The sequence below is a fragment of the Caballeronia sp. GAWG2-1 genome (genome assembly GCF_023631405.1).
Taxonomy (GTDB): domain Bacteria; phylum Pseudomonadota; class Gammaproteobacteria; order Burkholderiales; family Burkholderiaceae; genus Caballeronia.
Genome location: NZ_JALQDD010000038.1, coordinates 232,545 through 245,398, shown reverse-complemented (window position 1 = coordinate 245,398; position 12,854 = coordinate 232,545). Strand labels below are relative to the sequence as shown.

At 62.2% G+C, this 12,854-nt stretch carries 8 protein-coding genes; 4 read left to right on the top strand and 4 right to left on the bottom strand.

Annotation, left to right across the window (positions count from 1 at the left end):
* Positions 1 to 157 precede the first annotated feature (157 nt).
* Complete coding sequence (locus tag NCR98_RS25440) at positions 158 to 1,015, top strand: hypothetical protein (protein WP_250527677.1); 858 nt, start codon at positions 158 to 160, stop codon at positions 1,013 to 1,015.
* 136 nt (positions 1,016 to 1,151) lie between these two features.
* Entirely contained in the window at positions 1,152 to 2,507 is a 1,356-nt protein-coding gene (locus NCR98_RS25435) for a TAXI family TRAP transporter solute-binding subunit (protein ID WP_250527676.1), read from the top strand.
* Positions 2,508 to 2,565: 58 nt separating this feature from the next.
* On the opposite strand, the gene NCR98_RS25430 is transcribed toward NCR98_RS25435, so the two are convergent.
* Positions 2,566 to 3,543 (bottom strand): aldo/keto reductase, encoded by a 978-nt coding sequence (locus NCR98_RS25430; protein WP_244830776.1) that lies wholly within the window; start codon positions 3,541 to 3,543, stop codon positions 2,566 to 2,568.
* A gap of 248 nt (positions 3,544 to 3,791) precedes the next feature.
* Between NCR98_RS25430 and NCR98_RS25425 the strand changes: the two genes are divergently transcribed.
* Positions 3,792 to 4,757 carry a LysR family transcriptional regulator gene (locus NCR98_RS25425; protein ID WP_250527675.1) on the top strand — a complete coding sequence of 322 codons (966 nt, stop codon included), beginning with the start codon at positions 3,792 to 3,794 and terminating at the stop codon, positions 4,755 to 4,757.
* Positions 4,758 to 4,878: 121 nt separating this feature from the next.
* Positions 4,879 to 5,733 carry an oxidoreductase gene (locus NCR98_RS25420; RefSeq protein ID WP_250469371.1) on the top strand — a complete coding sequence of 285 codons (855 nt, stop codon included), beginning with the start codon at positions 4,879 to 4,881 and terminating at the stop codon, positions 5,731 to 5,733.
* Positions 5,734 to 5,789: 56 nt separating this feature from the next.
* On the opposite strand, the gene NCR98_RS25415 is transcribed toward NCR98_RS25420, so the two are convergent.
* The 3 genes from NCR98_RS25415 to NCR98_RS25405 are packed head-to-tail and all read right to left on the bottom strand — an operon-like array spanning position 5,790 to position 12,843.
* Positions 5,790 to 6,692, bottom strand: a complete 903-nt coding sequence (locus tag NCR98_RS25415; protein ID WP_250469370.1) for a transglutaminase family protein — start codon at positions 6,690 to 6,692, stop codon at positions 5,790 to 5,792.
* The gene (locus NCR98_RS25410; protein ID WP_250527674.1) at positions 6,689 to 9,322 is read right to left on the bottom strand and encodes a circularly permuted type 2 ATP-grasp protein; all 2,634 of its coding nucleotides are present in this window, start codon (positions 9,320 to 9,322) and stop codon (positions 6,689 to 6,691) included. The genes NCR98_RS25415 and NCR98_RS25410 overlap by 4 nt, the downstream gene beginning before the upstream one ends.
* Before the next feature lie 29 nt (positions 9,323 to 9,351).
* Positions 9,352 to 12,843 (bottom strand): transglutaminase family protein, encoded by a 3,492-nt coding sequence (locus tag NCR98_RS25405; protein WP_250527673.1) that lies wholly within the window; start codon positions 12,841 to 12,843, stop codon positions 9,352 to 9,354.
* Between the last annotated feature and the right edge of the window lie 11 nt (positions 12,844 to 12,854).

The window sequence follows — 12,854 nt, the reverse complement described above, 5'->3', positions numbered from 1 at the left end:
GATGAATGGCTCTGCTGCTAACGAAGAGGCCCTAGTGTGACGCAAAGCGCGATTTCGCGTCGGCGCGACATCTCGTGAAATAAGTTCGGAAGAGACCGCGCGAGACGTTTTCCCTATAGTGATCTGCATCGCCACCCACGAATCGAAGGGACATCCCGTGAAAAGCAGATCAGACATCACCGTATCGAACCCATCCGGCACGCATGCGACTGCTCGCGCGCTGCGTCATGTACTCGTGATTGTCACCACCGCGGCGCTCGCATTTGCAAGCAGCTCGGCCTTCGCGGGCTGGACACGCTCAGGCTCCGCCTACACCGGCCGTGGCGAATATAACGGCGCGCACGCGGGTTCATGCGGTGGCGGTAGTTGCTCGCATGCCGGCGGCTACATGAATCCGTGGGGCGGCGTGGCGACCAACACCGGCACGGTCACGCGAACCGGCACCGGGCAGTTCGCGAACTCGGGCACCGCCGTGGGTCCGGAAGGACGATCCGTGCAGCACTCCGGCGATACGAACTGCGCGGGCGGCAGCTGCAATCACACCGGCAACATGACTACGCCGAACGGCAAGACCACCACCACCGACAGCACCGTCACGCGCAACGGCGTCGGTCAGTACTCATCGACGGGGTCGGTGACCGGACCCAACGGCAACACCTCGACGCATAATGCATCCACGAATTGCGCGGGCTACACCTGCAATCGCTCGGGCACGGTGAACACCGCGAACGGCGGCAGCGTAACGCACTCAGGAAGCGCTACGAGCGTCGCGCCGGGCGTCGTGGTGACATCGGGTACGTCGGGTGCTTATGTGGCCAGCAGCGGCTCGCACGGCGCCACCGTGGTCACGGGTGGCACCGTAACGGCCAGCACGACGACGGTGATCGCAGCGCCCGTCGTCGCGACTGCGCCGCCGCCCGCAGCGACGGTTTATGTCGCACCGGCGCCGCGCCCTGCCGTGTGGGTTCCCGCGCACTGGGTCGGCAGATTCTGGGTGCCCGCGCATTGGGCGTGATGCGGCGAGCATGACGGGCATGACGGGCATGCCTTACCGCCTGTAAGCGGTACACTGCGGGTCAACGCCGCTCATCAACGAGACTCGCCATGGTCAATCATGCCTGTGCTTGCCGGACCTTCAGGATCGCTCACTCATGAAGCGGCAAGACGCGAAGCGCCCGTACCTGCCACACGAACATACGCATAGCATGCTGCACGATCTCACCTGGACTGCCGGGCCTGTCGTGCTTGCGCTTGCCATCGCCGGGGCGCTGGTCTTCTGGCTCCTCGATCCCGCGCCGCCTCGCACCATCACCATAAGCGCGGGACAAACCGACAGCTCGTTCTACTATTACGCGGAAGAGTACGCGAAGATCCTCGCGAGAAACGGCGTCACGCTCAAGGTAATGCCATCGGATGGCTCGGTGCAGAACCTGCATCGTCTGCTCGATCCGAAGGAGAGAATCGATCTCGCGCTCGTGCAGGGTGGCGTGGCGAGCAAGGAGCATGCGTCATCGTTGATATCGCTCGGCAGCGTGTCGTATGTCCCGCTCGTCGTGTTCTATCGCGGCAAGGGGCTGACGCAGCTTTCTCAACTCGAAGGCAAGCGCATTGCAATCGGCCGTGAAGGCAGCGGCACGCGCATGCTGTCGCTCAAGCTGCTCGAAGCGAATGGCATCAGACCAGGTGGAAGCACGGAGCTATTTGCAACAGACGGCCTGGACGCGGCCACGCAACTCGTCAGCAATCAGGTCGATGCCGTCTTTCTAAGCGGCGATTCCGCCACACGCGCACTCATGCTGCGCATTTTGAAAGTACCTGGCGTCTCGGTAATGGACTTTCAGGAAGCGCGCGCTTATACGCGTGTTTTTCCCTATCTCGATGAGATCGATCTGCCGCCAGGCGTGCTCGATCTGGGCCGTCGCGTGCCGTCCGAGACCGTGCATCTGGTTGCGCCAACCGTCGAACTCGTCGCGCGTCCAACGCTGCATCCCGCGCTATCCGATCTATTGATCGAAGCCGCGCAGGAAGTGCATGGCAAGCCCGGGCTCTTGCAACGCGGCGGACAGTTTCCGAATTTCGTCGCGCATGAGTTTCCGATCAGCGAGGACGCCAACCGTTATTACCATTCCGGCAAGGGCTTCTTTTACCGCGTGCTGCCGTTCTGGCTTGCGAATATCGCGGATCGCGCGCTCGTGTTGTTGCTGCCCGTGGCGGTGCTGATTTTTCCGGCGCTGCGGATCGTGCCAGGCTTATATCGATGGCGCGTGAGGTCGCGAATCTATCGTTACTACGGCGCGTTGCTGGCGGTCGAACGCGGCGCCATGCGAATGTCGAACGATGAAGAGCGCAAGGGCTTGCTGGTCGAACTCGATTACATCGAGGAGTCGTTGAACACGCTCAAAGTGCCGCTTGCGTATGCCGATGCGCTTTACGTTTTGCGCGAACATATCGGCTTCGTCAGGTCGCGCCTTTCGGCCGTCACGCGAAAAGCCGCGAGCGAGGTTTAGCATCCTCGACGATGGCTGCGTCATCTCATGGACAACGCAGCCATTGACGCCGAAACGCTTACTTGAACCCGGCCACCGCGTGCGGCACGTAAGGCTTTTCGAGCTGCGCGATTTCCTCGTCGGTCAGGTTCAATTCGAGCGCAGCAACCGCATCGTCGATATGTCCTACCTTGGACGCACCGATGATCGGCGCACTCACAGGCGTCTTCTGCGCAACCCAAGCCAATGCAACCTGCGCACGCGGTACTCCACGCGCTTGAGCGACGGCGGCAACGGCTTCGACCACTGCACGGTCCGCATCGTCCGTTCGATACAGCGTGCTGCCGAATGCATCCGACTCTTGTCTTGCGCTGGTCGCATCCCAGTCCCGCGTCAGGCGTCCTCGTGCAAGCGGACTCCACGGCAATACGCCGATGCCCTGATCCACGCAAAGCGGCAGCATCTCCCGCTCTTCTTCGCGATACAGCAGGTTCAAGTGGTTCTGCATGGTCTTGAACTCGGTCCATCCTTTGGCACGCGAAAGATACAGCGACTTGCTGAACTGCCACGCATACATTGAAGACGCACCGATATAACGCGCCTTGCCCGCCTTGACGACATCATGCAGCGCTTCGAGGGTTTCCTCGATCGGCGTCGTGTAGTCCCATCGATGAATCTGGTAGAGATCGACGTAATCCGTTCCGAGTCTGCGCAAGCTGTTATCGATCTCGTTGAAGATAGCCTTGCGCGACAAGCCACCACCGTTCGCACCGGGACGCATGCGATTGAAGACCTTCGTTGCGATCACGATGTCGTCGCGTCGCGTGAAGTCGCGCAATGCGCGGCCGACAATCTCTTCCGATGTGCCATCCGAATAGGTATTGGCGGTATCGAAGAAGTTGATGCCCGCGTCCAGCGCGTGCTGAATGATCGGGCGGCTCTTTTCTTCGTCGAGCGTCCATGGATGCGTGCCGCGCTCCGGCACACCGAACGTCATGCAGCCAAGACACAGGCGCGAGACCTCGAGTCCGGTCGAGCCTAGTTTCACGTATTCCATCGTGTGATTCTCCATTCAAGGCGAACAAGCGTGTAGGCAACCAAGCCCTCTACCTTAGCGCATGCAGCCCCGGCGCGCTTTCAGCCAGCCTTAAAAGCCTGCATGGCAATTCGTGCTTGACGCATCCCTTCACTCCTGCCGGTAGCGTCCGCTGCTGCTAACATGCCCTGCTTCGAAGCGCCTTTACCAGATGTTCAAGCTCGCGTGGCTTGCAAGGAAGCGCCGATATTCGTTCGAGGAATGCGTGCATGCATCAGGATCAGTTGGACGGCATCATGACGTTCGTCGCGGTAGCCGAGGAAAAGGGCTTTTCCGCCGCTGCCGTGCGGCTTGGCGTGTCGCCTTCCGCCGTAAGTCAGGCTATTCGCACACTTGAGAAGCGCGTGGGCCTCGCGTTGTTCTCGCGCAATACGCGCGGCGTGAGCCTTACCGAAGCCGGAGAAAAATTCTTCGAACGCGTCTTGCCCGCAGTGCGCGAACTCGCGCTCGCTTCGGAAGAACTCGGCGCGGCGGCCGAACGACCGTCCGGAACCTTGCGCATAACGGTGGCGCGCTCGGGTCATATGATCGTGCTGCAGCCCGTGTTACGCCGCTTTCTCGATCGTTATCCGGAGATTCGCGTCGACCTGTGCATCGACAATTCGCTCGTCGATATCGTGGCGCGCGGCTTCGACGCGGGCATTCGTTTTGGCGATCGTGTCGAGCGCGATATGGTGGCCGTACGGATCGGGCCGCCCATCGAAGCGCATATCGTCGCATCGCCTGACTATCTTGCACGGCGCGGCGTTCCGAAGCATCCGCATGATCTGGCGGCGCACGACTGTATAAGCTTTCGTCTGATCAGCACCGGACAGATCGAGCGCTGGAGCTTCAGGAAGAATGGCGAATCGCTCGATCTCGTCGTGACGGGTCGGCTCATTCTCAATGACTCGGCTGCGCTCGTGCAATCGGCGCTGGATGGCATCGGCATCGCTTATATGATCAATGGTTATATCGAGCGATTCATCGAGGAAGGCCGGCTCGTGCGCCTCCTCGCCGACTGGAGCCCGCCACTGCCCGGCTATACGCTGTATTACCCGGACCGCCGTCATGTCGCGCCGAAGCTGCGCGCCTTCATCGACTTTCTTCGCGATGAGCGTGACGGGCTCGCGACTTCGCAGCAAGACATCGAACATAGGCCAAGCGTCGATATGCTGATTCGTCAGGCGCTTTGAAGTCTTTGTCTGTCAGCGGCGCTTATAAGGGCTTGAATCTCTAGACGCTGTCGCACAAGCGGGGAATGGATCATGCTCGCGAATTGCTCATGAAACAACGTTTTCTAACGGAGAATCGCACATGGCAACAACCGCTGACAAACCCGTCTGGTTCATTACCGGATGTTCGACCGGCTTCGGCCGTGAACTCGCCGCCAAGACCCTGGGCCTCGGCTACCCGACCGTGATCACCGCGCGCAACGTCGCGGCCGTCGAAGATCTTGCAAAGGAGTACGGCGATCTGGCGCTTGCGCTCACGCTCGATGTCACCGACCCTGCTCAGGTCAAAGCCGCAGTGCGCGATGCGACGGCCAAGTTCGGCCGCATCGACGTGCTCGTGAATAACGCGGGCATCGGCTACTTCGGCTCGCTGGAAGAAAGCGAAAGCGAAGAAGTGCGCAAGATGTTTGAAATCAACGTCTGGGGCTTGGTCGATATGACCCAAGCCGTGCTACCGGGCATGCGCGCGAAAAAGAGCGGGACCATCGTGAATATTTCGTCGGTCGGCGGGATCATCGCGTTCCCGGGCATCAGCTTCTATCATGCGACGAAGTTCGCGGTCGAAGGCTTGTCGGAATCTCTGTCGCAAGAAGTAAAGCCGCTCGGCATCAAGGTGCTCATCGTCGAGCCGGGACCGTTTCGCACCGACTGGGCGGGCCGCTCGGCGAATCAGGCGCCGCATACCATCGCCGATTACGCCGAGACCGCGAAGGCGCGCGTCGATATGGTGCGCAACTACAGCGGCAAGCAACCGGGCGATCCGGTGCGTGCCGCCGAAGCGATCATCAAGGCGGTCGAAAGCGACAATCCGCCGTTGCGGCTCTTGCTCGGCAAGGCCGCGCTCACCAACGCGCGCTTGAAAGTCGAAGCCCTGCGCAAGGACTTCGATGGCTGGGAAGCGGTGACGCTGGGCGCGGACTTCCCAGAAGGCGAATGAGTGCGCTGATGAATAGGGCATTCTGCATGCGGTCTGTTGAATGCAGAATGCCAGACTTACAACGCCAGCACGTTCACCGCCACGTCTATGTGGTGCGACCCGCCGCCGAGAATCATCCCGCGCAATAACGACACGTCCGTGTAGTCACGCCCCGTGGAAAGCGTGATGTGATCGAGATCCGCCAGCACGTCGTTGGTCGGATCGAGATCGACCCAGCCGCTCTGCGGACAATGCACTGAAACCCATGCGTGCGAGGCATCCGCGCCGATCAGCCGGGTCTGGCCCGGCGGCGGGTCGTTGCGCAAGTAACCGCTCACGTAGCGCGCCGGCAAGCCGAGCGAGCGCAGGCAACCGATCATCACCTGCGCGAAGTCCTGGCATACGCCGTGACCCAAGTCGAAGGCGCGCGTGGCGGGTGTATCGAACGCAGTCGACGACGGGCGGTACTCAAAATCCGCATGAATGCGATGCATCAGATCGATTGCACCCACGACGAGCGGTGTGTCGGCCTCGAAGCTCTGTGCGCCGTACTCGCGCAACGCCTGATCGAGCGCGATGTTCGGCGACGCATAGCAAAACTCGCTCTCCGCGAAGAACCGCGCGCCCGCGTGGTATTGCAGGCGCTGCACGACCTTTTCCCACGGCGGCGTTTCGGCGGGATCGAACGCATTCCAGCGCGGCACGAGCCGCACCGTGGTCTCGCTCGTCATCGAAAGACGCTCGTGCGGCGCATCGAGCGAAAAGTACAGCACGTCGTTGCCGAACGCATCGACTCGGCTGTGCACATAGGACGGCACCGGCTCGATCCGCTCCGTATGCGCGATCACCTGTTGCCACGGGCAATGCAATGGGCGAATCACCGCGAGATGCTGCGCGATCTCGACAGGCGTCGAATAACGATACGTGGTGCGATGCGTTACCGCGAGTGTCGTGGCTTCGGGGTTGTTGGATACGGTCATGAAGATACCTGCGAGGCCAGCGTGTTCGCATGGCTGAAGTAACGCGCGCTTACCTCGTTCGAAGCCACGCCCACGGCACTCACGAGCCGGTCGCACAGTTCGATCAGATTGGCGAAGTGGCCGTCTTCGTCCGTCTCGCAAAGCGACTCGAGACTCGGAAATGATTCTGCATGCGGCATGATGAATGCAAAATGCGTTCGACGCGCGCCGCCCGCCGCCGCTGCGATTTCATCGAGCTTTTTGCGCAAGCGGACATACACGCCGACGAGGCCGCGCGGATTGGTTTCATCCAGCACGATCATGTCGATGAGCGCCGGCACTTCCAGCCGTCCCGGATAGCGTGATCGATACGTTAACGTGCTGTCGAAAAGCTGCAGCAACAAGTCGAAGCCTGCCGGTGTGGTCAACGTGCCGTGCTCGGCAGCCACGCGCACGAAGCTCGCCATGTTCGCGACGCGTTCGATATGCCGGCCAATGAAGAGCAGCCGCCACGCTTCGTCGCGCGTCATGCGGTCGCCTTGCGCACCGCTGATGGCGGATAGCTGCGTCGCCAGATGTTCGAGCGCATTCGCGAGCATTACGCGGTCGTAGTGCCTGCTGACCGGCGGCGCGGACTCGCCGCTTCCGCTCGCATTCGGACTTCCGCTCGCCGAAGGCAGCGCAAGCAGCGCGAGGGCATCGCGGAAATCGTTGCGCGACGCGAGAATGTTGCGCCAATGATCGTTGGAAAGACGGTCGCGAATTTCGCCCGAGGCGCGCGCCTGATCCGCGAGATTGCCGCCGATGCTCGTCGACCGGTTTGCAAGACCCATCACCAATGCGCGCTCGAAGGCTTGCGGAGAACTGCGCGCGGGCGTATCGATCGATGGAATCAGGCCGCATTGCGCCGCGAAGTCGGCAAGCGTCGGGAACAGATCGCCGTTGTCGTTGACTTCGAGCGTGCCCAAAAGCAGGCGGCACAGGCGCACGTTGTTCTCCGAGCGCTCGCTGTAGCGGCCCGCCCAAAAAAGATTTTCTGCCGCGCGGCTCGACACCGTGCGGCGCGCGCGCACGTCGCCCGGTTTCATCGGCGAAGGCAACAGCGATGCGGCCGGCACCGGTTGACTCGACAGCACCCACGTATCCACGCTGCTGCCGCCGAACTGCATGGACACCGTGGCTCGCCGGTCCGCGGCAAGCCGCGTGAAGCCGCCCGGCACGACGCTGAAGCCGCCGTCGATGTTCGCAATGGCATACACGCGCAGCACACAGGGACGCGAACCCAACGCGCCATCATTGAAACGCGGTGCGCTCGAAAACTGCAGGTTCTCCTGCACGGTGAAAACATCCGGCGAGCGTTCAATCCGTTCGCGCCATTCCGCCAGGTCCTGCACGCCCGCGTCGATGCCCGGCGGATGGTCGGTTTGCGCGCCCGGCCACGTCGGCGCGAGCAACGCTCGGTCCAGTTGCTCGAATGCTTCCTCGCGTGCGGCGGGCTCGCCGCACCACCACGTCGGCACGGTCGGCAAGTCGAGCGACTCATCGAGCAAGGCATCGGCGATACCCGGCAGGAATGCATTGAGCGCGGGAGATTCGGTGAAGCCCGCCCCCGGCACGTTGGACACCATCACGTTGCCCGCGCGCATGACCTGCAGCAGTCCCGGCACGCCGATGGTCGAGTCGCCGCGCAACTCGACTGGATCACAAAATGCGTCGTCGAGCCGCCGTAATATTGCATGCACTCTCGACAAACCCGCGAGCGTCTTGAGATAGAGCTTGTCATGCCGCACCGTCAGATCCTTGCCTTCCACGAGCGTCACGCCCAGATAGCGCGCAAGGAACACGTGCTCGAAGTAAGTCTCGCTGAATGGTCCGGGACTCAAGAGCGCGATATGCGGTGCATCGGGCGAAGTCTCTTCGTGTTCGCCATCGTCGTCGCGCATGGTGGCGCGTGCGGCGCGTGCGAGCGTCGCGATGAGTTGCGCATAAGCGGGCGCGAGACGGCTCACGCGCATGGCACGAAACGGATCGGCAAATAGACTCGCGACGATGAGCCGGTTTTCGAGCGCATAACCGAGGCCGGAAGGCGCCTCGGTCCGATGCGCCATGACCGTCCATGTGCCCTTCGGCGTGCGCGCGAGATCGACCGCGACGATCTGCAGGAAGCGCCCGCCAGGCGGTACGTAGCCCTTCACGGGACGCAGATAGCCAGGATGTCCGAACACGAGCGCGGTGGGCAAGAGACCACGATGCAGCAGCGTCTGCGGGCCGTAGATATCGGCCATGATCGCTTCCATGAGACGCGCGCGCTGAGCGACGCCGCGTCCGATCACGGCCCACTCTTCTTCGTCGATCAGAAGCGGCAGCAGGTCGAGCGACCACGCGCGCGGCTCGCCGTTATCGGCATAGACGTTGTACGTGATGTCGTTGTCGCGAATCTGCTGCGCAACGGCGGCCACGCCTTCATCCAGATGCTCGATACCGTCTTCACCGAGCAATTCGAAAAACTGGCGCCAGGGCTCGCGCAACTGGCCGGAAGAATCGCGCAATTCGTCCCAGTGCCCTTCGCGCGCCGGCAAGGTGCGCATCAGCGCGAGTGCGTCGACACGCGCACCGGACGTGTCGAAGGGCAAGGTCGATTGAAACGGCAAGATCGTCTGGTTCCGTGAATGAGCGCTTCTTAACGATAGCGCAGGTCGAGCGTGAAGGGGAATTCGAGGCTGCGTTGCTGCGGCTCGATCTGTGTTGCGCCCGGCGTATGTCCCGTCGCGAAGAAACGCGCGCGCCGGCGGCTCTCCGCTTCGTATGCATTCACCGGGAACGTCTGATAATTGCGCCCGCCCGGATGCGCGACATGATACTGACATCCGCCGATGGCGCGGCCCGTCCAGGTATCGACGATATCGAAAGTCAGCGGCGCATGCACGTCGATGGTCGGATGCAGCGACGCCGATTGCGACCATGCTCTGAAGCGCACGCCGGCCACATATTCACTGACGCGTCCCGTGGGCTGCATCGGCAAGGGGCGGCCGTTCACGGTAATGACATGCCGGGCGCCGTTGAGCCCGAGCGCCCGCACTTCGAGCCGCTCGACGGAAGAATCGACGAAGCGCACCGTGCCGCCTATCGCACCTTCCTCGCCCATCACGTGCCACGGTTCGAGTGCATTGCGCAGCGTCAGTTCGATGCCATTGGTGTCGTAGGCGCCGACGAGCGGGAAACGGAATTCAAAATGCGGATCGAACCAGCTCTTCTCGAATGCGAAGCCGGCTTCGCGCAAGTCGGCCAGCACGTCCTCGAAATCCATTTCCACGAAACTGCCGAGCATGAAGCGGTCGTGCAGCTCCGTGCCCCAGCGCGTAAGGCGCGCGGTGTAGGGCTTTTCCCAGAAGCGGGCGACCAGCGCGCGCAGCAGAAGCTGCTGCACGAGGCTCATGCGCGCGTGCGGCGGCATTTCGAAGCCGCGCAGTTCGAGCAGGCCGAGGCGGCCGGTCGGACCATCGGGCGAATACAGTTTGTCGATGCAGAATTCCGCGCGGTGCGTGTTGCCGGTCACATCGATCAGGATATTGCGCAGAATGCGATCGATGAGCCACGGCGGCACGGTGGCGCTGTCGCGACCGCCCAGCAGATCGAGCTGGCGTTGCAGTTCCTTGAATGCAATTTCAAGCTCGTAGACCTGATCGTTGCGCGCCTCGTCGACACGCGGCGCCTGGCTCGTCGGACCGATAAAGAGACCCGAGAACAGTGTGGATAGCGACGGATGGTTGAGCCAATAGGCAATCAGGCTCGCGAGCAAATCGGGCCGTCGCAGGAACGGGCTATCGGGCGGAGTCGCACCGCCAAGGACGAAGTGGTTGCCGCCGCCCGTGCCAGTGTGACGGCCGTCGAGCATGAACTTCTCCGGGCTCAGATACGTCTCGTGCGCAGCGTTATAAAGAAATTCGGTGTGCTCGACGAGCTGTTTCCAGTTCGATGCCGGATGAATGTTCACCTCGATCACACCAGGATCGGGCGTGACTTGCAGCACCTTCAGACGCGTGTCGCGCGGCGGCGGATAGCCTTCGACGATCACCGGGATACGCAGGTCGGCGGCCGTGGCTTCGACGGCGGCGAGCAAGTCGAGATATGCGTCGAGCGAGGTCAGCGGCGGCATGAACACATGCATGAGCTTGTTGCCGTTGCCGTGTTTCTTGAGCGCATCGGCTTCGGCTTTCGGACCTGCGGCGCGCGCCGGATTGCGTGCTTCGACGCACACGGCGGTACGCGCGATCCACTTCGCGGATTCGCCTCGTTCGGGCATGCGAGTACTTGCCGAATACGCCGATGCATCGCCCAAGGCTGACGATCCGGTCAATGCTTTCCCCGGACCTGCCGCATCGCTGCCGAAAACATCTGCGCCCGGCTCGGCATTTTGCACACCGGATTCAAAATCCCGGTCGGCGGCATATTGCATGCGAAATTCAGCCGCCCGGCGCAACGGCATGGACGGCGCAAACGGGTCGTGCTCGTGCTGATACGGATAGTCGCTCTTAGCCACCCACGGCAGCGAATCGAGCGGCATGCGGTAGCCCATCGGCGAATCGCCCGGAATCAGATACATGCGCTCGTCGCGGAAGAACCACGGGCCGCTCGCCCAGTGCGCCGGACGCGTGCCGTCGGCGGCTTCGCGGGCGATCGGCAGCGCGTAGCCGGTCACCGAGGGCAAGCCGGAATCGAACACGCGGAAGAGCCGTGCGCGCTCCAATTCGTCGTCGAGACGCGAGTCGAACGGGTCCACGTTGACCGGCAGGCGACGCTCGCGCCACAGGTAGTACCAACTGTCTTCGTAGCCCGCCTGAACGTATTTTGCATCCAAGGAAAGCTTGCCCGCGAGATGGCGAATGAAGCGCTCGGCATCTTCGGCGGTGTAGTTGGCGGGCTCGCGTTCGTCCGCGAAGAGCGTGGGATCGCTCCAACACGGCTCGCCGTCCGCACGCCAGAATAGCGACAGCGCCCAGCGCGGCAACTGCTCGCCGGGATACCACTTGCCCTGGCCGATATGAAGGAAGCCGTTCACGCCGTACTCCGCGCGCAGCTTGTCCATTAGCGTGACCGCGTAGGCGCGTTTGGTCGGACCAAGGGCGTCGGTGTTCCATTCGGGCGCATCGCGGTCGCGCACGGCGACATAGGTCGGCTCGCCGCCCATCGTCAGGCGCACGTCGGAAGCATTCAATTGCGCATCGACCTGATCGCCCATGCGCAGCACGTCACTCCAGTCTTCCTCGCTGTAAGGCTTCGTCACACGCGGCGTTTCCAGCACGCGCGTGATGGTCATGGTGTGAGTGAATTCGACTTCGCTCTCATCGACTGCACCTGAAACGGGCGCCGCGCTGTCCGGCTCCGGCGTGCACGCCACCGGAATGTGGCCTTCTCCCGCGAGCAGGCCCGAGGTCGGATCGAAACCGATCCAGCCCGCGCCCGGCAGAAACACTTCGCACCATGCATGCAGATCCGTGAAGTCGACTTCCGTGCCGCTCGGACCGTCGAGCGATTTCGTATCCGGCGCGAGCTGCAGCAGATAGCCCGAGACGAAGCGCGCTGCAAGTCCCAGATGGCGCAGCGTTTCGACGAGCAGCCAGCCTGAATCGCGGCACGAACCGGCAGCGCTGACGAGCGTTTCCTCCGGCGTCTGCACGCCCGGTTCCATGCGGATCAGGTAGCGAATCTCATCGGCGAGACGTTGATTCAATCCGACCATGAAGTCGATGGTCGGCGTCTCCGTACGGTCGATGCTCGCGATGAACTCCGCAAAGCGCGGCGTCAATTCGCGCTTGATCATGTAGGGTGCGAGGTCGTGGCGCAAATCCGGCGCGTAGGCGAACGGGAATTTTTCTGCGGACGGTTCGAGAAAGAAATCGAACGGGTTATAGACCGCCATCTCGGCGACGAGATCGACCGTCACCTTGAACTCGCGCGTTTTCTCCGGGAAAACAAGGCGCGCCTGATAATTGGCGAACGCGTCCTGCTGCCAGTTGATGAAGTGTTCCTCGGGCTCGACGTTCAACGAGTACGACAGAATCGGCGTGCGGCAATGCGGCGCCGGGCGCAAGCGCACCACTTGCGGCGACAGCCCGACGAGCCGGTCATAACGGTAATGCGTGACATGGTTCAACGCGACGCGAATGGACACACCGGACTCCT

Excerpts from the sequence above, each read along its gene's own strand:
- NCR98_RS25435 (WP_250527676.1), top strand. The coding sequence starts at position 1,152 with ATGAAGCGGCAAGACGCGAAGCGCCCGTACCTGCCACACGAACATACG.
- NCR98_RS25430 (WP_244830776.1), bottom strand. The coding sequence starts at position 3,543 with ATGGAATACGTGAAACTAGGCTCGACCGGACTCGAGGTCTCGCGCCTG.
- NCR98_RS25420 (WP_250469371.1), top strand. The coding sequence starts at position 4,879 with ATGGCAACAACCGCTGACAAACCCGTCTGGTTCATTACCGGATGTTCG.
- NCR98_RS25425 (WP_250527675.1), top strand. The coding sequence starts at position 3,792 with ATGCATCAGGATCAGTTGGACGGCATCATGACGTTCGTCGCGGTAGCC.
- NCR98_RS25415 (WP_250469370.1), bottom strand. The coding sequence starts at position 6,692 with ATGACCGTATCCAACAACCCCGAAGCCACGACACTCGCGGTAACGCAT.